We start from the raw sequence: 22,750 nt of genomic DNA, 5'->3' as shown, positions 1-22,750 counted from the left end.
TCCATCACACCGGGCGTCGGCAAAACGCATGCTCGCCAGCCCGAAGGCGGCACCCACGCTAAGAGCCAGACACCCAGTGATCAGGAGCCAACCACCGCAACGCGGCAATGTCACCCTGACACTGACCCCACGGTAGGTGACAATGGGGAGCATGAGCTCCGTGGGCACTCCCGACCCGAACTCCTCCTGGCTGTCCGACGAGGAGTTGGCCGAGGCGCGGCGCCGCATTCCGCTGTTGTACGTGGAGGCGGTTCCGGTGCGGGTCGACGGGATGGGGGTGGTCACCAGCGTCGGGCTGCTGCTGCGCGCCAACCCGCAGGGCGCGATCACGCGCACCGTCGTCTCGGGCCGGGTCATGTTCGGCGAGACGATTCGGGATGCGCTCTTCCGTCACCTCGAGAAGGACCTCGGGCCGATCGCGTTCCCGCAGCTGCCGGCGAGCCCGCTGCCGTTCCAGGTCGCGGAGTACTTCCCGATCCCGGGGCTCAGCCCGTTCCACGACGAGCGGCAGCACGCCGTGTCGCTCGCCTACGTCGTGCCGGTCACCGGCACCTGCGAGCCGCGGCAGGATGCCCTCGAACTGTCGTGGATGACCCCGACCGAGGCATCCTCTCCGCAGATCCACGCCGAGATGGAGGGGGGCCGCGGCACCCTGCTGCGGGCCGCCCTCGCCTCGGTGGGCGTGCTCGCCTGATCCCCGGCGCCACCCCCGGGGTACACCTGAGCGGGTTGCGACCCCGGACGGCCACCCAACGGGGGACAGGGCTCACCCCCGTCCGAGTCGCGCCCCAACTGGGCCGATGACACCCCCGCGCGCGCCCCCTAGCGTGGCCCCGCGGCGACCCGAAGCCGCGGACGTAGGGACACGTCCGCCCGGGCTCCGCTGAGTCGGGGGGATTCAACGTGACGTCATGGGGTCAGAGTGCGCGACGTGCCGCGTCGCGGGTCGCGCTGGTCGCGGCACTCGGCGGGCTGTTCGGCGGAGTGTTCGCCGCCGCCCCTGCGTTCGCCGCCGAGGACTCCGGAGAACTGCTCATCACCAAGACCGTGGCGGATGACACGCTCGGCCCGGGCGACACCCTCGTCTACACGATCACCGTCAACTGCCTCAGCTTCGACTGCGCCGACGCGCAACTCGTCGACGCATTGCCCGCGCAGTTCGACGACCTGACGCTCAACCCGAGCGTCATCGTCACCTCACCTCCCGGCGGCACGGCGACCCACGCCTGGTCGGGACGCACCCTCACCGTCGACTTCGCGCACACCGGCGGGCCGGGCATCGCGGCCGGTGACGGCTACTCCGTGCAGGTGCGCCTCGGCGTGCCCGCGTCGCTGTCGCCCGACTGGGAGTGGAACGGCGTCTCGGTCGAGAACACCGCCACCGTGTCGGCGTCCAACGCGGCGACCGTGTCGGCCTCCGACTCCGCGACGGTCACCATCCCGTATGTCGTCGCGACGACCACCGGCGCGGCCTGGTCTCCGCCGTCCACCCAGTTCAAGGTCGGCGAAGCCTCGACCCTGACGCTGCGCACCCGCAACACGTCCAACGCGCTCGCCGAGACGCTGACGCTCGCCCTGCCGACCGACCCGTCGGCCGCGAGCAACCTGTTCCAGCGCGTCGACTTCGTGAGCTTCGGCACCGTCGTGTTCCCGCAGGGGGCCGACGAGGTGCGCGTCGACGCCTACGACGGCACGGTCTGGATCGACGGCGCCTTCGCGGCCACCCCCGCTCTGCCCGGCGGGATCGCCGCGGCCGACGTGCGCGGGCTGCGGATCACCTTCCGCTCCTCGCTCGGAGCGCAACTCGTCGCCGGTGGAACGCAGGGCACGATCGTCGTCAACCTGGCTCAGCGCGGCACCGTGCGCGACGGCGGAGCATCGCTCGTCGCCGGCGCGACCGTCACCGCCGCACTCAGCGGCACCGTGGCGGTGCCCGGTCACGGCACGAGCACCGCGACGGGATCGGCGACCTACACGGTCGCGGGGCTCGACTCGATCGTCTACGGCACCCTCTCGTTCACCAGCTCGCGCGTCGCGGCCGGCACCTCGACCGCCGCCGTCATCACCGGGCGCAACGACTCCAACGGGCCGCTGCAGAGTTTCACGATCACCCAGCCGGAGGGGTTCCTCAGCGAGCACCTCACCTTCGCCGGATTCCGGTCGAGCGGATCGGCGTGGCCGACCGGTGCGACCCAGGCCGTCATCACCTGGTTCGCGGTGGATGACGACGGCGACCCGGCTCCCGCGCCGGTGACCCTGTCGACCCCGGGTTCGGCGTTCCCGAACCCGGCGCTCGCCGCAGGCCAGCGCATCACCGGATTCTCGATCGAGTTCACCGGGTCGATCCCGACGTCGGCGACCGCAGGGGCCGCCTTCGACATCGATGTGGCCGAGGATGCCGTGGCCGTCTCGCCCGGTTCCGCCGACTTCGTCAACACGGCGCGGATCGACGGCAGCAACGACGCCGGTGCCGCGACGCCGCGCACCCCGAGTGCGACGCTCACGGTGCTCTACCCGCAGGTCGGCGTCTCCCTCACCAAGACGATCACCCCGTCGGCGGCGGTTCCGGCCGGCGGCCGTTCGGTGGTGCAGCTCCGTGGCACCACCTCGAGCGACTCGGGATACGTCAGCCCGTCGGAGATCGTGCTCACCGACGTGGCTGTCGGCGGCGCCACCGACTACTGGAGCGCCTTCGACGTCGTCGCCATCGCGCCGACCCAGGTGCCGGCCGGCTCCACCCTGGAGGTCTACTCGACCGCCGACGGCACGACGTGGAGCCTCGTCGACTCCGTCACCGCATCCGGCGCGGCGCAGTACTTCCAGGTGGCGCTCGCCGACCCGACGACGATCGTCGGCATCCGTTTCGTCTTCACCGACGCCGACGGCGGGTTCTCGCAGGGCACGACGGTGCAGGGCAACATCGCCTTCGTCGCCCGCGGGGTGCTGCGTGGCACGAGCGACCCGACCGCGTCGGGCGTCGTCGTCTCGGAGTACCTCAACACGGCGACCGTGGTCGCCACCGGTGACGTCACGCTGCCGGGCACGAGCGACCGGGTCACCGCCGACGCCTCGGCGACCGCCGTCGGGCGGGTCAAAGACCTCGCCGGCTCGGGCGGTACGGGTCTGATGTTCGACAAGACGTGGGTCGAGGTCGCGGGAGGCGCGACCGTCTCGACCCAGTCGCGGCTGCAACGCACGGTGCGCCTGCAATGGGGCACCGAGGTGAGCGGCTACGACGAGGCGGTACTCGCCGATCCGGCTGACCCCAGCCGGCCGGTCGGGGAGACCGTCTTCCAGGCTTTCGATCTGGTGCGCATCCCGGCCATCAGCTCGACGATCGACCCGCTCATCGCGTATGACCGCATCGCGGACATCGAGATCTATACCGCGGCCGACGGCTGGGTGTCGATCTACAGCTCCGCGTGTGCGCCCGTCTCGCGCTGTGAGGGCGGCTTCCTCGGCTACACCCTCACCACCCAGCAGCGGCAGGATGCCCTCGGCGTCCGCGTGACCTTCGCGGAGTACGCCGCCGCGCGCACCGGCGACCCGCTCGCCCCGCCCGTCGGGTCGGGCGTCGCGAGCGGACCCGACACCCGGCGCTTCGACCTGATCTTCGAGCTGCGCAACCGCGTGCGGGACGCGAGCGCGATGACCGACCCGACCGACCCGTGGGTGACGGCCGATCGCACCTACAACACCGTCGAACTCGGCGAGGTGCACAACACCGCGACGCTGCACCTGGATGCCGTGAGCGGCTCGAGCGGCGACACCATCCTGTTGCTCGACCCGACCCCCGATCTCGGGCTCAGCAAGACCGTGAAGACCACGAGCGGGTCGGTCATCTCCACGCCGATCGCGATCCCGTACCCGGGCGACGTGGCCGCGTCGGGCTATCCGAACGTGCGCTTCGAGATGGTCGCGAGCAACGACTCCGTCTCGCGCGCCTGGCACCTGCGGGTCACCGACCAGATGCCGTGCACGACCGCGACGGTCGGCGACTGCGTGCACGCGACGACCGGCGGTACCGACGGCTGGACGGTCAACCCGTACACCGGCGCGACCTACGACCCGGCGACCAACCCGTTCGAGTACTTCACGATCCGCGACATCGACGTGGTGCTGAGCGCCAACTCCGGCATCGACCCCGCCGTCTCGACCGTCATCCTCTGGAAGGCCGACGGCACGACCCAGTCGATGTCGCTGACCGCCGCGCTCGCCCTCACCTCGACGGCGCTCGCCGACGTGGTCGGGGTGAGCGCCCTCTACTCCGGCACGTCGACGGCCGACGGCGGATCGATCGTGAGCGGCGCCACCGCGACGCTGCGACTCGACACCCGGTTGCGGCAGTACCTGCGCTCGCAGCCGACGACCCTGGTCGGGCCGGCGACGGTCGTGAACTCGGCCTTCGCGCAGGTCTGGGACGGCGTGCTCGACGACTCCGGCGCCGCGGCCTACGACTCGCGCAGCGCATCGGTCAGCCTCGTCGACGCGAGCCTGTCGATCGACGTCGGCAAGTCGTACTCGCAGTCGAGCATCCTCGAGAAGGATCGCGCGACCGACGTCACGGTGACGCTGACGGCCAACCAGGCGACCTCGACCGCGTCGACCACAGAAGTCGTCGTCGAAGACCTCGACGCCGACTTCTGGGACACCTTCGAGCTGCGCTCCTTCACGAGCGCGACCCTGCCCTCGGGTGCCAACCGGGTGCGCGTCGACGTGCAGCTCGGCGGCTCCAGCACCTGGACGCTCGGCACCGCCGTCGCCGGCAGCCCCGCCCTGCCTGCGGGCATCACCACCTCGCAGGTGACGGCGCTGCGCGTCGTGTTCGTCAAGGCCGACGGCTCGCTGTTCTCGACCACCGCTCCGGCTGCGGGCTGGAGCACGACCATCCGCTTCGTGGTGCGCCTGCGCGCCGCACATCTCGATGACGGGGCGGCGATCGCCTTCCCCAGCACCGTCACGAACACCGCTACCGCCTCGGCGACGCACCCGTGGCTCGGGGTGCGCACCGACAGCTATGACCGCTCGATCACCCTCGACCCGGGAACCTTCCGCGTCGATGTCGAGAAGCGCACGCCCGAGAAGGAGACGCCCGCCGGCATCACGCTCGACTGGTCGCTCGTCGTCACCAACACCGGCACCGGCTACCTCGACAACCCGACGGTGCTCGACCAGTTGCCGGTCGACGCGAGCCTGCCCACCGGCGGCCCGCTCTTGTTCGACCCGACGAGTGAGATCACCTACTCGACGAGCGCGGGCGGCATCCTGCCGACCACGGGCGTGACGGTCGTCTACGACGACGTCGCCCGCACCCTGTCGTTCGCCTGGCCCGACGGTTCGCGCCTCGCGCCGAACGAGGAGTACACGATCGTCGTGCCCCTGCAGGTCGCGCCGGGCCTGGCCGCCACCTACGGCGATGTCGTCAACCGGATGACCTTCTCGAGCGACCGCGTGCTGTCGGCGTGCACCAACACCTCGGGCAACGGCGAGGGCGTCACCTCGGTCGGAGCTTCGGGCTGCCGCACGAGCAACGACCTGCGCACCATCGCCGCCTCGGCGATCAGCTCGTTCAAGGGCGTCAAGGGGGATGTCGACGAACTCGGCGTCTCGACGACCGGCGCGGTCAACGTGACCAACGCCGCGACCGCGTGCGTGGCCGACAGCCAGGGCTTCTACCGCAACCCGTGCGCCGCCCACAGCGTGATCGGCGGCACCGACCTGTGGAAGCTGCAGTTCACCAACGGCGGCAACGTCGTGGCGACCGACGCCACCATCGTCGACGTGCTGCCCCGCACCGGCGACACCTACCTCGGCACCGGATCGTCACGCGGCTCCACCTTCCGTCCGGCGTTCGCCGGTGAGGTGAACCTGCTCACCGACACCACGGGCGGCAGCACCTTCACGTGGGAAGTCACCACGACCGCCAACCCGTGCCCGAGCTACCTCACCGACTCGACCTGCAGCACCGCCACCTGGCAGTCGGGCCCGTCGTTCCCGACGGCGTCCTACCCGTCGGTCACGGCCATCCGGGTGAACTTCGCGTTCCCCGACGGCGGGATGGATCCGGCGACGACCCTCGCGATCACCTACGAGACGGTCAACCTGCCGACGACGTCGCTCGGCGACGGCCGCGCGCCGGTCACGGCCCCGCTCGGCACGCCGCGTGCGTGGAACAGTTTCGGCGTCTACGCGGAGTTCGGCGCGGGCTACGAAGACCGCCGGGTCGAACCGGTGCGCGCGGGCGTGCAGCTCGCCAGCGGCCCGATCCAGGTCGTCAAGCAGATCACCGGAACCTCCGCCGCCTACGCCCCGACCTCGTTCGCCGCGACCGCCAGCTGCGAGGTCGAGGGGGTCGCCGTCGTGCTGCCCGCGTCGGGTGCCCTCACGCTGTCGGCGGGCTCCGCCACCCCGTACACGGCCCGCATCGACGGCATCCCGGTCGGCTCCGTCTGCGAGATCGTCGAGACGACGACGGGCGCGAGCGCCACCAGCTACTCGCCGGCCGGCGCGTCGGGGGCGACGCTCGCGGTCGCGCAGGCCGCCTCGTCGGCAGTCGCCGTGCCGTCGGCGCAGATCGCCACGATCACCAACTCCTACGGCGAGACCTCGCTCACGGTCACCAAGGCCGTCTCGACGACCGCGACCGTCGGCGCGTTCGGCCCGTTCGACTTCACGCTCGCCTGCACCGTCGACACCGGCACGACGACGCTCACCGTGCCGCTCGCCGCGGACGACGCATCCTTCACCCTGGCCGACACCGACTCGCACACCGTCACCGGCATCCCGGTCACCGCGCGCTGCGTGGTGCGCGAAGCCGACTCCGACGGCGCGACCACGATCGGGATGCGGGTCGGCAGCGGGTCCACGACGACCGTCGCCGAGAACGCCCCGTACACCGTCACCCTCGGCACCGACGCGGAGTACGTCGTCACCGCGACCAACACGTACGCGAGCGGCCGCCTCTCGGTCACGAAGGAGGTCACCGGCGCCACCGAGTACGGCGACGGCGAATTCGACGTCGCGGTGGAATGCAGCTACGACGGGCAGACCCTGTTCGACGGCACCTTCACGCTCCAGGACGGCGACACCGAGCTGCTGACCCCGCACTTCCCGGTCGGCACCTCGTGCGCCATCAGCGAGACGCAGGCCGGCGGGGCGACCGTCGCCGCGGCCGACCGGTCGGTGACGATCACCACCGGCACGACGAACACCGTGCTCACCAACCGCTTCGATGTCGGAACGCTGCGCATCGACAAGGAGCGCACCGGCGCCTGGGAGCTCTACGGCACGGGGCCCTTCGAGGCCCAGGTCGTCTGCACCTGGGACCGTCCGGGTGAGACCGACCTCGTCATCCCGCTGCCCGACGCAGGGCTCGTGGCGCTGACCGCGGGCAACGGCTACACCGCGACCGTCACCGGCCTCATCGCCGGAGCCGACTGCACCGTCACCGAGACCCAGGCCGGCGCCGCGACGCATCACGCGGTATCCGCTCCGTCGCCGAGCACGATCCCGGCCGACGGCGAAAGCGTCGTGCAGATCGAGAACTACTTCGCGACCGGGTCGCTGCGCATCGACAAGGTGCGCGACATCGCCGAAGGTGCTGAAGACTTCGCGGTCGGGCCCTTCGAGGTCGAGGTCGCCTGCGGCATCGACCGTGACGGCACCTGGTACGAGCTCGACCTCGGCGGCGACGCGACGCAGACCCTCGCGGCGCCCGACTACACCGTGACGGTGGACGACATCCTGCAGGGCGCCTCGTGCACGGTGACCGAGACGGATGCCGGCCTCGCGATCACCAGCGAGGTCTCCACCGACAGCGGTGCGGTCGTCATCCCGGCCGCCGCCGACGGGCCGGCCGTCGTCACCGTCACCAACCACTTCCTCACCGGCGAGCTCGACGTCGAGAAGACCGTCGACGAGACCCTCGTGCAGGGCGGGGAGCTGCTGCACTACGAGATCTCGGTCGCGAACGTCGGCGATGTCGAAGCCGGGGGAGTCACCATCACCGACGACCTCGACGCCGACCTCGACGTCGACGCGTCGAGCATCGACGCCACCGACTGGACCTGTGACGTGACCGGCCGCGACGGAGACGGCTACGGCGGAACCCTGGAGTGCGTGCTCGACACGACGCTACCGGTGGGGGCGACCGCTCCGCTGATCGGCTACACCGCGACCCTGCACCCGGAGGTCGCCCAGGACGCGATCGCCAACACCGCCGTCGTCACCTCGACGACCTACGTGGTGGCGGGCGACGACGACACCGTGTCGACCCCGGTGAAGTGGCTGGCGGTCGACGCCTTCACCGAATGCGTGCAGGATGCGCCGTGGCTGGACTACACCGTCGACGCCCACAACCTCGACGTGTCGGGTCGCACCATGAACGTCATCTGGCGCGGCTCGGGCGGCGACATCGTGCAGACCGACGAGATCGAGATCGCCACCGATGGCACGGTGGCCGGGCGCCTGCTCTTCCCGGGTGCCGCGATCGACGCGAACGGCGACGGCATCGCCTGGCCCGGCTGGCGCCCCGCCCTCGCGGGGGAGACCCCCGAGTGGGAGAACCTCGTGCTCGACCCCACTCTGCCCAGCTACGGGCTGCGGTCGGGGGCATCGGTGGAGTTCGTGATCAACCCGACCACGACGGTCGCGATCGACTACCCGCCGGCCAGCCCCGACTGCGCCGAGACGCCCGACGATCTGCCGTCGGAGCTGTGGATGTCGAAGACCGCGTCGACGAACCACCTCGCGGCCGGTGACACCTTCGGCTACACGATGCAGGTCGGCAACTCGGGTCGAGGAGGCGTGACCGACGTCACGCTCATCGACGAGGTCCCCGAGGTGTTGCGGCTCCTCTCCGTCACCGCCGACGCCCCCGCGCACGCGGGCGACCCGGCGTGGGTGGACTGCGTCGTCACCGATCGACTGCCGAACGGCTACGGCGGCACGATCACCTGCGAACTCGACCGCGACCTCGGTGCCGGAGAGCAGGCGCCGGATGTCGTGCTCGAGGTTCAGTTGAGTCCGTCGGCACCCGGGGGCGCCGTCGTGAACACGGCCCGGTTGACCGCGTACGAGCTGCCGACCCGCGGCATCTTCACCGGCGGCACCGGCACGCTCACCACCCTCGCGCTGCAAGACAGTGCGGTCGTGATGACGACGCTGGCGCTGACCGGCGCTTCGCCGATGCTGGGCTCGGTGATCGCGATGACGCTCCTCGGAGCGGGAGGGCTTCTCGTCGCCTCCCGGCGTCGACCGGCGATCGCCGGCCGCAGAAACCCCTAGGCGCTTCGCCTGGGGTGAGCCCGCCCCGTGACCTCCGTCCCAGGTCACGGGGCGGTGCGGCTCACCCGCGCTGCGTGCGCCCCGCGATCACCCGACGGATGCCGATCGCCCGGTACTGCCACAACACCCAGGCCGCGATCCAGGCCAGCGGGGTGAGCACACCGGCCGAGATGTCGAGCCGGTCGCGGTAGAGGGTGCGCCCGCCCGGCAGCGGTGACACCGCCATCCGGTGCCGCCAGTGCTTCGTGAGCCCGAGCACCCCCGAGACCGGCCCACCCGAGTCCTCGAGGATGCGTGCGTCGCCGCGCCGCGACGTCGACAACCGGATGCGCTGGTCACCGATCGGGACGAGGCCGAACACCCGCAGCCGCACCAGGTGGTCGCCCGGGGCGCGGGTGGTCTTCCAGGTCGGAGGGAACCGGCGGTGGCCGACCGGCTCGAGCTCGATCAGCGGCGCGACGACCTCGCCGAGGGCGATCGGGTCGTGCAGGATTGCCCACACCTCGTCGGGGTAGGCGTCGAGTTCGAATTTCAGAACGACCCGCATCTCCCCAGTCTGCGTCGCCCGCCGCGCCGTGTCACCGGTCGGGAGCAGACTTTCCGGATGAGGTACTGGCTCGCAGTGGTGCATCGCGACCACGTGCGTCGCGGAGTGGAGCAGGGCATCGCGCAGGTGAAGCACGGCGCCCGCGCGGGGATCGCCCGCATGAGTCCCGGTGACGGCCTCGTCTACTACTCGCCGCTCGACGTCTATCCGTCGGGTGCGGCTCTGCGCTCGTTCACCGCGATCGGCGTCGTGGCCGACGGTGATCCCTGGCAGGGTGCCGCGATGATGATGGGCGACAAGGGTGACGTGCGCCCCTGGCGTCGCCGGGTCGAGTACCTCGAGGGCATCGCCGAGGTGCCCATCGCCCCGCTGTTGCCCGTGCTCGAACTCACCCGAGACACGCCCAACTGGGGCTGGCTCATGCGCCGCGGTCTACTCGAGCTCACCCCTCACGACTTCGGCGTCATCGCGCACGAGATGGGCGCCGATACGCTCGTTCCGTGACCGACGCCGTACCCGTTCCCCGCAGTCAGACCAGCTACCAGGTGCGCTTCGAGTGGGGTGCCGCCGGCGCGGCGGCCGTCTCCGTCGACGCGGATGTCGTGGCGTGGATCGACGAGATCGGCGCCGAACCCGTGCCCGAGGGCGCGCGGGTGACGTCCCTCGCCGAGGCGCCGGAGTTCGCCCGGTGGTGTCTCGCGCGGCAGGAGGAGCTGGGCGGACGGTTCCGCATCGCCGTGGTCGCGGCGGGCGCGACCCAACCCGATGGGTCGCTGCGCTTTGCCGTCGAAGACCTGCTCGGCGCCGGTGCGGTCATCGACGCGATCGCCGAGGTCGGGATCGACCACCAGTCACCCGAGGCCGCCGCAGCTGCTGCCGCCTACACGGGCCTCCGCAACGCGACGAAGCACCTCGTCAACGCCTCGGTCAGTGCTCGGGAGTCGCGCTAGCCGCCTGCCGAGCGCGGTGCGCCCGCACCTTCGCGCGGTTGCCGCAGCGCTGCATCGAGCACCAGCGCCGGTTGGCGGTGCGCGACTCGTCGCGGAACACCCGGCGGCAGTCGTCGGCGTCGCAGCGGCGGATGCGTTCCGGCTCGACCGAGAGGATCGCGATCGCGTCGCGGGCGAGCGTCGACAGCACCTGCCCGATCCGCAGCCTCCCGGCCCCGGCCTGTCGGCGACCGCCGGCAAGAGCGGGAGGGATGTCGGGCGTCGCGCCGAACAGGTTGATCGTGTCGACGTCGTCGGGGTCGAGCGACTGCCGGTCGGCGGCGGCGGTCGCCAGCCGGTCGATCGCCGCGCGGAGGGCGAGGGCGTCGGCGAGGTCGCGGTCGGATGCCTCACCGGCATCCAGCCGGTCGTAGCGCTGGGCGAGCCACTCGCCCAGGTCGCGGGCGTGCACCGGCTCGGGGGCCGCGGCGAAGTCGAGGCAGTCGGCGCCGGCGTCGAAGAACCAGCTGATGCCTTCGGGGGCGATCAGCCACTGCCCGGTGCTCACTCAGCCGCCTTGCAGCTCGGATTCATGTAACTCAGTTTGCGGGTTACCGGCGTCGTCGCGGTGGAGCCACGCGATCTGGAATCTCGTGTCGAACGTGCGCGAGCATTTCGCACACGACAGCGCCCGGGCCGGTTTGCGGTAACGGTAGTGGGTGTGCCCGTTCGGGCAGGTGCCGATCCAGGTGGCGAGATCGTCGGCGATCGCGCCCCCGTGCAGCCGTTTGCCCTCGTAGCCGAGTTCCGCGGCGACCTTCTTCCACCGCGGCCCATGACCCGCGCCCGGGCCGGCCAGGGCGTGCGCGACCTCGTGCAGCAGCACCTGGTGGATCTCGTCGTCCTCATAGCGAGCCGCCAGGTGACGCGACACCGTGATGCGCTTCGCGCGGTAGTCGCACAGCCCGGCCCGCGTGCGTGCGTGGTCGAACCCGAACGTCCACGTCGCGTCGAGGTGCAGGGCGATGAGGGCATCCGCCCAGCGCCGAACCCGGTCGAGCTCCGCCATGGTCAGCCCTCCACGAGCGGCACGAGCCGCACCTGCATCAGGCGGTCGTCGCCGTCGCGCGGGTCGCCCCGTCCGTCGGTGTTGTTGGTGAGGAACCAGAGGCTGCCGTCGGGGCCGGCCGCGACGTCCCGGATGCGCCCGAACTCGCCGACGAACCACGGGGTCGCGCCCGCGGTGCCGTCGTCGGCGACGTAGATCGCCCACACCCGCTCACCCTTGAGCGCGGCCAGGAAGAAGGTGCCGTCGACGTAGGCGAGCCCGCTCGGGCTCGCGTCGGAGGTCGCCCACTGCAGCACCGGGTCGACGAATCGCGGGTCGCCGGTCTGGCCTTCGACGACCGGCCAGCCGTAGTTGGCTCCGGGTTCGATGCGGTTGAACTCGTCCCAGGTGTTCTGGCCGAACTCGGCGGCCCACAGCTGCCCGTCGGCGTCCCAGGCGAGCCCCTGCGGGTTGCGGTGCCCGAGGGAGTAGACGAACGAGCCGGGCGTCGGGTTGTCGTCGGGCACGTCGCCCTCGGGCGTCATCCGCAGGATCTTGCCGTTGAGCGATGCCGGGTCTTGCGCGAGGCCGGGCGCCGCGGCGTCGCCCACCGTCGCGTAGAGCATGCCGTCGGGGCCGAACGCGATGCGTCCGCCGTTGTGGTTGCCGGCCTTCGCGAGCCCGGTGAGCACCACCTCGGTTTCGCCGAACTCGCCGTCGTCGTACGGCATCCGCACGATGCGGTTGTCGGTCGCCGAGGTGAGGTAGGCGTAGACCCACGCCCCATCACCGTCGGCGAGATACGCCAGCCCGAGCAGCCCGCCCTCGCCGCCGAACGCGACGTCCGGTACGACGCCCACCTCGGTCGTCGAGCCGTCGGAGGCGACCCGGAGGATGCGGCCGTCGTCACGTTGCGAGATGAGCGTCTCGTCGGAGATACGCAGGATCGACCACGGCGCCGTGAGCCCCGTCGCGACGTCGAACGGGTGGCCCGCGGGTTGCACCTGCCCGACCGATTCCGACGGCGTCGGCGCGGGGGTTCCCGGCGAGGTGACCGGGTTCGCGACCCCGCAGCCGGTGAGCGCGAGCGTCGCGGTGAGACCGACGACGAGGAGGAGGCGGCGCATGCCCCGACCCTACGTCGGGCCGGTGTCGCCGCGACCGGGGCGCACCTGGAAGATGCTGCGTGCCGGCGGGGGCGACGGTGTGGAGGACGCGTCGGTCACGATCGCCGCTCCCGCGATCCAGTCCCGCAGTTCGCGCCCGCGCACCACGCTCGCCGGATGCGGTCCGGATGCCAGCAGCCGCGGCATCCACTCGATCGGCAGGTCGCCGAGAGACGCGACGAACACGAAGTTGCCGTAGCGCCGGCCCTTGAGCACCGCGGACTCGGCGAGCAGCGCGGTGTCGGCGAAGACGTAGCCGAGCGTCGAGCCCTGGCCGCGGGCGAAGGCGAGCGCCCCGCCGTCGGCGACGTTGACCAGCAGCACCCCGCGAGGTGCGAGGAACTCCGCGACCTCGGCATAGAACTCGACGCTCGTCACGTGCGCAGGAATGCGCGCCCCGCCGAACACGTCGACGACGATGAGGTCGGCGCTGCCGCGGAGGGCGGTCGGCAGCTTGGCCAGCGTCTCGCGCGCGTCGCCGTAGCGGATGCGGATGCTCGCCGCCTTCGACCACGGCAGGTGTTCGCGCACCAGGTCGACGAGGCCGCGCTCGAGCTCGAGCACCTGCTGCCGCGAGCCCGGGCGGGTCGCCTCGATGTAGCGCGGAAGGGTCAACGCGCCGGCACCGAGGTGCAGCGCCGTGATCGGCCCCGCGGGCAACTGGTCGATGACATGGCCCATGCGGTTCACGTACTCGAAGAACAGCTCCTCGGGCCGGTCGGGGTGCACGTGCGACTGCGGCGTTCCGTCGACCACGAGGAGGTAGCTGCCCGGGGTGAACGGGTCTTCCCGAATGACGGCGTGCAGCCCGCTCTCGAGCGTCGTCTCCGCGATATCACCCACCCACCGAGTCTCGCATCGTGGGCTCTCGACGCGCGCCGCAGGTGCTCCTCGACGACCGAGGAGGGTGACTTATAGACCCATCGAGGATCGAAGTCAAGGAATAGCTGGACGTGTTGCCGAGTTGAGCCCTATAGTTGATCCTTGCGCCCACCACCACTCTCGCCGTCATATTGCGGTCGGCTTGAAGAGGGTTCTGGCGCACACATCCCACCGACCGACCCTGAACTGAAAGCCTGAGCTTTCACGGAGGTTGTTTCCCTTGGCTGCTGCCCGCACGTCGAAGAAGTCCCGCATCACCGGCCGCACCGCATCGCGGCTCTCGTTCGCCAAGATCGCCGACACCCTCACGGTGCCGGACCTTCTGGCCCTGCAGACCGAGAGCTTCGACTGGCTGGTCGGCAACGACGCGTGGAAGGCCCGGGTGACCGCCGCGAAGGCATCGGGTGACGCGGGTGTTCCCGAGACCACCGGTCTCGACGAGATCTTCGAAGAGATCTCGCCCATCGAAGACCTCGGCGAGACGATGCAGCTGTCGTTCTCGGCTCCGGAACTCGAAGAGCCGAAGTACACGATCGACGAGTGCAAGGAGCGCGGCAAGACGTTCGCCGCTCCGCTCTACGTCAACGCCGAGTTCATGAACCACATGACGGGCGAGATCAAGACCCAGACGGTCTTCATGGGCGACTTCCCGCTCATGACCGCGAAGGGCACCTTCATCATCAACGGCACCGAGCGTGTCGTCGTCTCCCAGCTCGTGCGCAGCCCGGGCGTCTACTTCGAGCGCGTGAACGACAAGACGTCCGACAAGGACATCTACTCCGCCCGCATCATCCCGAGCCGCGGCGCCTGGCTCGAGTTCGAGATCGACAAGCGCGACCAGGTGGGCGTGCGCATCGACCGCAAGCGCAAGCAGTCGGTCACCGTGTTCCTCAAGGCGCTCGGCATGACGAGCGAAGAGATCCTCGCGGCCTTCCCCGGCTACGAGTCGATCGCCGGCACCCTCGAGAAGGACGCCATCCTCACCAAGGAAGAGGCGCTCAAGGACATCTACCGCAAGCTGCGTCCGGGCGAGCAGGTCGCCGCCGAGGCCGCGCGTGCGCTGCTCGACAACTTCTACTTCAACCCGAAGCGCTACGACCTGGCGAAGGTGGGTCGCTACAAGATCAACCGCAAGCTCGGCATCGACGCGGGCCTGAAGGATTCGGTGCTGACGCTCGAGGACATCCTCGCGACGATCAAGTACCTGGTCGCCCTGCACGCCGAGCAGTCCACCCTTCCGGGTGTGCGCGACGGCAAGAAGGTCGACATCCGCCTCGACGTCGACGACATCGACCACTTCGGCAACCGTCGCATCCGCGCGGTCGGCGAGCTCATCCAGAACCAGGTGCGCACCGGTCTCTCCCGGATGGAGCGGGTGGTGCGCGAGCGCATGACCACGCAGGACATCGAAGCGATCACCCCGCAGACCCTGATCAACGTGCGCCCCGTCGTCGCCGCGATCAAGGAGTTCTTCGGAACCTCGCAGCTCAGCCAGTTCATGGACCAGAACAACCCGCTCGCGGGTCTCACCCACAAGCGCCGCCTCTCGGCGCTCGGCCCGGGTGGTCTGTCCCGTGAACGCGCCGGTGTCGAGGTGCGTGACGTCCACCCGTCGCACTACGGCCGCATGTGCCCGATCGAGACGCCGGAAGGCCCGAACATCGGCCTCATCGGGTCGCTCGCGTCGTTCGCGCGCATCAACTCGTTCGGCTTCATCGAGACCCCGTACCGTCGCGTCAGCAACGGCAAGGTGTCGACGACGATCGACTACCTGACCGCGTCGGAGGAAGACGAGTACGTGGTGGCCCAGGCCAACGCGCCGCTCGGCACCGACGGCAAGTTCACCGAGCCCAAGGTCCTGGTGCGCAAGAAGGGCGGCGAGGTCGAGCTGGTGGATGCCACCGAGGTCGACTACATGGATGTCTCGCCCCGCCAGATGGTGTCGGTCGCGACGTCGCTCATCCCGTTCCTCGAGCACGACGACGCGAACCGCGCCCTCATGGGTGCCAACATGCAGCGTCAGGCCGTGCCGCTGCTGCGCTCCGAGTCGCCCGTCATCGGCACCGGCATGGAGGGCTACGCGGCCATCGACGCCGGCGACGTCATCACCGCGCTTCAGGCCGGTGTCGTCTCCGAGGTCTCGGCCGACTCCATCACCGTCATGCTCGACGAGGGTGGCACGCAGGACTACTACCTGCGCAAGTTCGACCGCAGCAACCAGGGCACGTCGTACAACCACCGTGTCGTCGTCGACGCCGGTGACCGGGTCGAGGTCGGGCAGGTTCTCGCCGACGGTCCCGCCACCGAGAACGGCGAGCTCGCGCTCGGCAAGAACCTCCTCGTGGCGTTCATGCCGTGGGAGGGTCACAACTTCGAAGACGCGATCATCCTCAGCCAGAACCTGGTGAAGGACGACGTGCTCTCGAGCATCCACATCGAGGAATACGAGGTGGATGCCCGCGACACGAAGCTCGGCAAGGAAGAGATCACGCGCGACCTGCCGAACGTGAGCCCCGACCTGCTCGCCGACCTCGACGAGCGCGGCATCATCCGCATCGGTGCCGAGGTGCGCCCCGGCGACATCCTCGTCGGCAAGGTCACGCCGAAGGGCGAGACCGAGCTGAGCGCCGAGGAGCGTCTGCTGCGCGCGATCTTCAACGAGAAGAGCCGTGAGGTGCGCGACACCTCGCTCAAGGTTCCCCACGGTGAAGAGGGCACGATCATCGGTGTCAAGGTCTTCGACTCGCAGGACGGCGACGACGAGCTCGGCTCGGGCGTCAACCAGCGCGTCGTGGTCTTCATCGCCCAGAAGCGCAAGATCACCGAGGGCGACAAGCTCGCGGGCCGTCACGGCAACAAGGGCGTCATCGCGAAGATCCTTCCGGTCGAGGACATGCCCTTCATGGAAGACGGCACCCCCGTCGACGTCGTGCTCAACCCGCTCGGCATCCCCGGTCGCATGAACTTCGGCCAGGTGCTGGAGACCCACCTCGGGTGGGTCGCCAAGCAGGGCTGGGAAGTTCAGGGCAGCCCGAAGTGGGCCGCGAACCTGCCGAAGGAAGCCCACTCGGCCGCCCCCGGCACCAAGCTCGCGACCCCGGTGTTCGACGGCGCGCTCGAGGACGAGATCGAGGGTCTGCTCGACAGCACCCTGCTCAACCGCGACGGCCAGCGACTCATCGACAGCACGGGCAAGACGCGCCTGTTCGACGGTCGTTCGGGTGAGCCGTTCCCGGATCCGGTCTCGGTCGGGTACATGTACATCCTGAAGCTGCACCACCTCGTGGACGACAAGATCCACGCGCGCAGCACGGGCCCGTACTCGATGATCACGCAGCAGCCGCTCGGCGGTAAGGCGCAGTTCGGTGGCCAGCGCTTCGGCGAGATGGAGGTATGGGCCCTCGAGGCCTACGGTGCCGCCTACGCGCTGCAGGAGCTGCTGACCATCAAGAGTGACGACATCCTCGGCCGCGTGAAGGTGTACGAGGCGATCGTCAAGGGCGAGAACATCCAGGAGCCCGGCATCCCCGAGAGCTTCAAGGTGCTGATCAAGGAGATGCAGTCGCTGTGCCTGAACGTCGAGGTGCTCGGCGCCGACGGCAGCGTGCTGAGCCTCAAGGACACGGATGACGAGATCTTCCGTGCCGCTGAGGAACTCGGCATCAACATCTCCTCCCGGTTCGAGTCGTCGTCCATCGACGAAATCTGACCCGGCCTCGTCAAGAGTTCAAGAATTAGGTAGAGAGAGACATACGTGATCAACGCGACGAGTTTCGATCAGTTGAAGATCGGTCTGGCGACCAGCACCGACATCCGGGCATGGTCGTACGGCGAGGTCAAGAAGCCCGAGACCATCAACTACCGCACCCTCAAGCCCGAGAAGGACGGTCTGTTCGGCGAGCAGATCTTCGGCCCTTCCCGCGACTGGGAGTGCTCCTGCGGCAAGTACAAGCGGGTGCGATTCAAGGGCATCGTCTGTGAGCGCTGCGGCGTCGAGGTGACGAAGTCGTCGGTGCGCCGTGAGCGCATGGGCCACATCGAGCTCGCCGCCCCGGTGACGCACATCTGGTACTTCAAGGGCGTGCCCTCGCGCCTCGGCTACCTGCTCGACATGGCGCCGAAGGACCTCGAGAAGGTCATCTACTTCGCCGCGTACATGGTGATCTCGGTCGACGAGGAGGGTCGTCACAACGACCTCCCGGGTCTCGAGAGCGAGATCCGTCTCGAGATCAAGACGCTCGAGCAGCAGCGCGACGCCCAGATCAACGCGCGCCTCGCCACGCTCGAGACCGAGATGGCCGCGCTCGAAGAGGAGGGCGCGAAGAGCGACCAGAAGCGCAAGGTCCGCGACGCGGGCGAGAAGGAGATGGGGCAGGTCCGCAAGTCGTTCGACGAGCAGATCGCCCAGCTCGAGCGCGTCTGGGATGACTTCCGCTCGCTGAAGGTCGGCGACCTCAAGCCCGAGGACTCCGTGTTCCACGAACTGCAGGACCGCTTCGGCCTGTACTTCGAGGCGCACATGGGCGCCGAGGCCATCCAGAAGCGCCTTCAGGCATTCGACCTCCAGGCCGAGTCCGACGCGCTGCACGACGAGATCGCCAACGGTCGCGGCGGGCAGAAGAAGATCCGCGCGATCAAGCGCCTCCGCGTCGTCAACTCGTTCCTGCAGACCGGCAACTCGCCGGCCGCGATGGTGCTCGATGTCGTCCCGGTCATCCCGCCGGAGCTGCGCCCGATGGTGCAGCTCGACGGTGGCCGCTTCGCGACTTCTGACCTGAACGACCTGTACCGCCGCGTGATCAACCGCAACAACCGTCTGCGTCGTCTGCTCGACCTGGGCGCGCCGGAGATCATCGTCAACAACGAGAAGCGGATGCTGCAGGAGGCCGTCGACGCACTGTTCGACAACGGCCGCCGCGGCCGTCCGGTCACCGGCACCGGTAACCGCGCGCTCAAGTCGCTCTCCGACATGCTCAAGGGCAAGCAGGGCCGGTTCCGCCAGAACCTGCTCGGCAAGCGCGTCGACTACTCGGGCCGTTCGGTCATCATCGTCGGCCCGCAGCTCAAGCTGCACCAGTGCGGTCTGCCCAAGCAGATGGCGCTGGAGCTGTTCAAGCCGTTCGTGATCAAGCGCCTCATCGACCTGTCGCACGCGCAGAACATCAAGAGCGCCAAGCGCATGGTCGAGCGGTCGCGCCCGCAGGTGTGGGATGTGCTCGAGGAGATCATCCGCGAGCGCCCCGTTCTGCTCAACCGCGCGCCCACGCTGCACCGTCTCGGCATCCAGGCCTTCGAGCCGCAGCTCGTGGAGGGCAAGGCCATCCAGCTGCACCCGCTCGTCTGCGCGGCGTTCAACGCCGACTTCGACGGTGACCAGATGGCCGTGCACCTGCCGCTGTCGGTCGAGGCTCAGGCCGAGGCCCGCATCCTGATGCTCGCGTCGAACAACATCCTGAAGCCGTCGGATGGCCGCCCGGTCACCCTGCCGTCGCAGGACATGATCATCGGACTCCACCACCTGACCACGGTCAAGGAGGGGGCGACCGGTGAGGGCCGCGCGTTCTCGAGTGTCGCCGAGGCGATCCTCGCGATGGACCAGCACTCGCTCGACCTCAACGCGGTCGTGCGCATCCGGGTCGAGGGCGTCTACTACCCCGAGGGCGAGATCCCCGAGGGCCACGTGCAGGGTTCGCAGGTGCTGCTCACGACCACGCTCGGTCGCGCGCTGTTCAACGAGACGCTGCCCGAGGACTACCCCTACGTCGAGGCCGTCGCCGACAAGGGCAAGATCTCGGCGATCGTCAACGACCTCGCCGAGCGCTACCCCAAGGTCGAGGTCGCCGCGGCGCTCGACCGCATCAAGGACGCCGGCTTCCACTGGGCGACCCGGTCGGGTGTCACCGTCGCGCTCAGCGACATCGTCACCCCGAAGGACAAGCCCGAGATCATCGCGAAGCACGAGAAGCGTGCCTCGAAGGTGCAGGGTGAGTACGACAAGGGTCTGATCGACGACGGTTCGCGCCGTCGGGAGCTCATCGAGATCTGGACCGAGGCCACCAACGAGGTCGCCGCGTCCATGCAGGCGGCCTACACGGAAGGCAACAACATCTTCCGGATGGTGTCGTCGGGTGCCCGTGGTAACTGGCTGCAGGTTCGTAACATCTCGGGCATCCGCGGCCTGGTCGCGAACCCGAAGGGTGAGACGATCCCGCGTCCGATCATCTCGTCGTACCGCGAGGGCCTGTCGGTGGCCGAGTACTTCATCGCCACCCACGGTGCCCGCAAGGGTCTCGCCGACACCGCTCTGCGTACCGCCGACTCCGGCTACCTGACGCGTCGACTCGTCGACGTCGCCCAGGATGTCATCATCCGCGAAGACGACTGCGGCACGACGAAGGGCCTCGAGCTCACGATCGCCGCGCACGTCGACGGCGAGCTGGTGCGTGACGCGAACGTCGAGAACGCGGTGTACGCGCGTTCGCTCGCCGACGACGCGGTGGATGCCAAGGGCAAGGTCGTCGCGGAAGGCGGCTCCGACGTCGGCGACGTGCTGATCGAGAAGCTCATCGCGGCCGGCGTCGAGACCATCAAGGTGCGCTCGGTGCTCACCTGCGAGAGCGCCGTCGGCGTGTGCGCGGCCTGCTACGGCCGTTCGCTCGCGACCGGCAAGCTCGTCGACATCGGCGAAGCGGTGGGCATCATCGCCGCGCAGTCGATCGGTGAGCCCGGAACGCAGCTCACGATGCGTACCTTCCACCAGGGCGGCTCGGCCGGCGCGGACGACATCACGCAGGGTCTGCCGCGTGTCACCGAGCTGTTCGAGGCGCGCACCCCGAAGGGCGCTTCGCCCATCGCGGAGGCGGCCGGTCGCATCGAGATCGAAGACACCGAGAAGCAGCGCCGCATCATCCTCACGCCCGACAACGGCGACGAGGTGAAGGCCTACCCGGTGCTCAAGCGTTCGACGCTCCTCGTCGAGGACGGTCAGCACGTCGAGCTCGGCCAGCAGTTCGTGGTCGGCAACCTCGACCCGAAGGAAGTTCTCCGGGTGCAGGGTGTTCGCGCGGTGCAGAAGCACCTCGTCGACGGCGTGCAGGGCGTCTACCGCTCGCAGGGTGTTCCGATCCACGACAAGCACATCGAGGTCATCGTGCGGCAGATGCTGCGCAAGGTGACCGTCGTCGATCACGCCGACACCGATCTGCTGCCGGGTGAGCTCGTCGACCGTTCGAAGTACAACGAGATCAACCGCGCGGCGCTGCTCGACGGCAAGAAGACCGCGTCGGGTCGTGAAGAGGTCATGGGTATCACCAAGGCCTCGCTCGCGACGGAGTCGTGGCTGTCGGCCGCGTCCTTCCAGGAGACGACCCGCGTGCTCACGCAGGCCGCCATGGAGGGCAAGTCCGACCCGCTGCTGGGCTTGAAGGAGAACGTCATCATCGGCCAGCTCATCCCGGCCGGTACGGGTCTTCCGCGGTACCGCAACGTCACCGTCGAGGCCACCGAGGAGGCGAAGGCGGAGCGTTACCCGAACCGCATCTTCACCGACGACTCGGTGTTCAGCGAAGGCGACCTGTCGTTCGTCGACTTCGACTCGTTCTCGTCCGACGACTTCTCGCCGGGCACGTACAACTAGTCGAGACCTCGCAGGCACACCCGAAGGGCCCCACTCCGGTGGGGCCCTTCGGCGTCGCGGAAGCTAGGCTGACCACAGACGAGAGGACCCTGAAGATGGCCCAGGCGAAGGATGATTCCGCGCAGCCCACCCCGGCAGACGAGGTTCCCGAAGAGATCGTGGTCGAAGAGGACGAGATCGTCGTCGAGGAGGCCCCGACCACTGAGTCGGCGACCGCGACCGCGACGCTGACCGACGAGAAGGTCGAGTCGCCGCTCGCCGGCGAGCGCGTCGTCTACGTGAGCACCCCGACCCCGCCGAAGCCGCACAGCAACCGCATCGTCGGATCGCTGCTGGCCCTCGCCGGCACCCTCGTCTTCGCCGTCGGGTACGGACTGGTCGGCGCCGCGTACATCGCCCTCACCGGCTCGACGCTCGGCTTCGGAGACTTCATCACCGACGCGATCTTCTGGATCCCGGTGCTGTTCTTCACCATCGGATTCGTGCTCGTCGCGGTGCTGGTCAACCGCGCGGCGTGGTGGGTGCACGTTCTGAGCAGCCTGCTGGTCGCGTTCATCACCTACTTCGGCTCGATCGGGATGCTGCTGCTGGTGCATCAGATCGCCGGCTCGAGCGTCGGATTCATCGCGACCGCGTTCAGCCCGTTCGTGATCGCCGCGACGATCGTGGCGCGTGAGGTCTCGATCTGGGTGGGGCTTCTCATCTCGCGCCGCGGCACCCGACTGACGGCGCGCAACCGGGCCGAGCGGGAGGCGTTCGACGCCGAGCAGAAGGCATCCGATGGAGCAACCGCCCCGGCGGCGTAGCTTCTTCGTCGCCCTCTTCGTCGCGATCTCCTGGATGGCGATCTCGTTCGGGTTCGCCGGTGTGCTCGCGGTGGCGCTCGACCGGGATCCCGTCGAGACCCCGGTGCCTCCGTACGCCGGGCTGATCGGGCTCGCCCTCGCCGGGGTGGTGGTCTGGCTCGGCGTCGGGTTGACCGCCCGGGCGCGCGCCCCGTGGATCGGCGCGGTCGCCACGGCGGCGGCGGTGTACCTGATGATCATCGGGGCGGCGCTGCTCGGATCGTTCCTGCTGTTCACCGAACAGGCGACCAGCCCATTCGTCATCGTCGCGGTCATGCTCGCGGCGGTCGCGGTCGCCGCCACCTGGTTCGGGCTGCGCGGCCCCCGGGCGCCTGCGAGCTAGCCCCCCCAACGCGGGACTGTCGCGCTCGTCGCGTCGCTCGTAGCCTCAGACCAACGAGGGACGATTCCG

At 69.4% G+C, this 22,750-nt stretch carries 13 protein-coding genes; 8 read left to right on the top strand and 5 right to left on the bottom strand.

Going from position 1 to position 22,750, the window contains the following annotated elements; translation table 11 throughout:
• Positions 1–151: 151 nt before the first annotated feature.
• Both IE173_RS11410 and IE173_RS11405 read left to right on the top strand, forming a co-directional pair.
• Positions 152–694: an NUDIX hydrolase family protein gene (locus IE173_RS11410; protein WP_191283614.1), complete on the top strand. Its 543-nt coding sequence runs from the start codon at positions 152–154 to the stop codon at positions 692–694.
• Between the two features lie 209 nt (positions 695–903).
• Positions 904–9,285 (top strand): DUF5979 domain-containing protein, encoded by an 8,382-nt coding sequence (locus tag IE173_RS11405; RefSeq protein ID WP_191283613.1) that lies wholly within the window; start codon positions 904–906, stop codon positions 9,283–9,285.
• A gap of 61 nt (positions 9,286–9,346) precedes the next feature.
• On the opposite strand, the gene IE173_RS11400 is transcribed toward IE173_RS11405, so the two are convergent.
• The gene (locus tag IE173_RS11400; protein ID WP_191283612.1) at positions 9,347–9,832 is read right to left on the bottom strand and encodes an SRPBCC family protein; all 486 of its coding nucleotides are present in this window, start codon (positions 9,830–9,832) and stop codon (positions 9,347–9,349) included.
• Positions 9,833–9,889: 57 nt separating this feature from the next.
• On the opposite strand from IE173_RS11400, the gene IE173_RS11395 reads away from it, so the two are divergent.
• Positions 9,890–10,336 carry an EVE domain-containing protein gene (locus IE173_RS11395; RefSeq protein ID WP_191283611.1) on the top strand — a complete coding sequence of 149 codons (447 nt, stop codon included), beginning with the start codon at positions 9,890–9,892 and terminating at the stop codon, positions 10,334–10,336.
• The gene (locus tag IE173_RS11390) at positions 10,333–10,782 is read left to right on the top strand and encodes a hypothetical protein (protein WP_191283610.1); all 450 of its coding nucleotides are present in this window, start codon (positions 10,333–10,335) and stop codon (positions 10,780–10,782) included. Before IE173_RS11395 ends, IE173_RS11390 begins: the two co-directional genes overlap by 4 nt.
• Here the strand turns inward: IE173_RS11390 and IE173_RS11385 are convergent.
• Genes IE173_RS11385 through IE173_RS11370 form a run of 4 tightly spaced genes read right to left on the bottom strand, consistent with a single transcriptional unit; the run spans position 10,760 to position 13,809 of the window.
• Positions 10,760–11,329, bottom strand: a complete 570-nt coding sequence (locus IE173_RS11385) for a CGNR zinc finger domain-containing protein (RefSeq protein ID WP_229842060.1) — start codon at positions 11,327–11,329, stop codon at positions 10,760–10,762. The genes IE173_RS11390 and IE173_RS11385 overlap by 23 nt on opposite strands.
• Complete coding sequence (locus IE173_RS11380) at positions 11,330–11,830, bottom strand: SprT-like domain-containing protein (protein WP_191283609.1); 501 nt, start codon at positions 11,828–11,830, stop codon at positions 11,330–11,332.
• Positions 11,831–11,832: 2 nt separating this feature from the next.
• On the bottom strand, positions 11,833–12,936 hold the full coding sequence (locus IE173_RS11375; RefSeq protein ID WP_191283608.1) for a PQQ-dependent sugar dehydrogenase: 1,104 nt from the start codon (positions 12,934–12,936) through the stop codon (positions 11,833–11,835).
• A 9-nt stretch (positions 12,937–12,945) separates the two neighbouring features.
• Positions 12,946–13,809: a spermidine synthase gene (locus tag IE173_RS11370; protein WP_229842064.1), complete on the bottom strand. Its 864-nt coding sequence runs from the start codon at positions 13,807–13,809 to the stop codon at positions 12,946–12,948.
• 268 nt (positions 13,810–14,077) lie between these two features.
• Here IE173_RS11370 and rpoB point away from each other — a divergent pair, with 268 nt between their 5' ends.
• The 4 genes from rpoB (at position 14,078) to IE173_RS11350 (ending at position 22,681) form a co-directional block, all read left to right on the top strand.
• Positions 14,078–17,566 carry a DNA-directed RNA polymerase subunit beta gene (rpoB, locus tag IE173_RS11365; RefSeq protein WP_191283606.1) on the top strand — a complete coding sequence of 1,163 codons (3,489 nt, stop codon included), beginning with the start codon at positions 14,078–14,080 and terminating at the stop codon, positions 17,564–17,566.
• 45 nt (positions 17,567–17,611) lie between these two features.
• Positions 17,612–21,493 carry a DNA-directed RNA polymerase subunit beta' gene (locus IE173_RS11360; RefSeq protein WP_191283605.1) on the top strand — a complete coding sequence of 1,294 codons (3,882 nt, stop codon included), beginning with the start codon at positions 17,612–17,614 and terminating at the stop codon, positions 21,491–21,493.
• Positions 21,494–21,588: 95 nt separating this feature from the next.
• The gene (locus tag IE173_RS11355) at positions 21,589–22,299 is read left to right on the top strand and encodes an MFS transporter (protein ID WP_191283604.1); all 711 of its coding nucleotides are present in this window, start codon (positions 21,589–21,591) and stop codon (positions 22,297–22,299) included.
• A complete protein-coding gene (locus IE173_RS11350) occupies positions 22,274–22,681 on the top strand; it encodes a hypothetical protein (protein WP_191283603.1) in 408 nt (135 codons plus the stop codon). The genes IE173_RS11355 and IE173_RS11350 overlap by 26 nt, the downstream gene beginning before the upstream one ends.
• Positions 22,682–22,750 lie beyond the last annotated feature (69 nt).

Origin of the sequence: Pseudolysinimonas yzui (assembly GCF_014653215.1) — a bacterium.
In the GTDB taxonomy this organism is placed as follows: domain Bacteria; phylum Actinomycetota; class Actinomycetes; order Actinomycetales; family Microbacteriaceae; genus Pseudolysinimonas_A; species Pseudolysinimonas_A yzui.
Note: the sequence above shows the minus strand (reverse complement) of the source record. Positions and strands in the feature narration are given on the sequence as shown.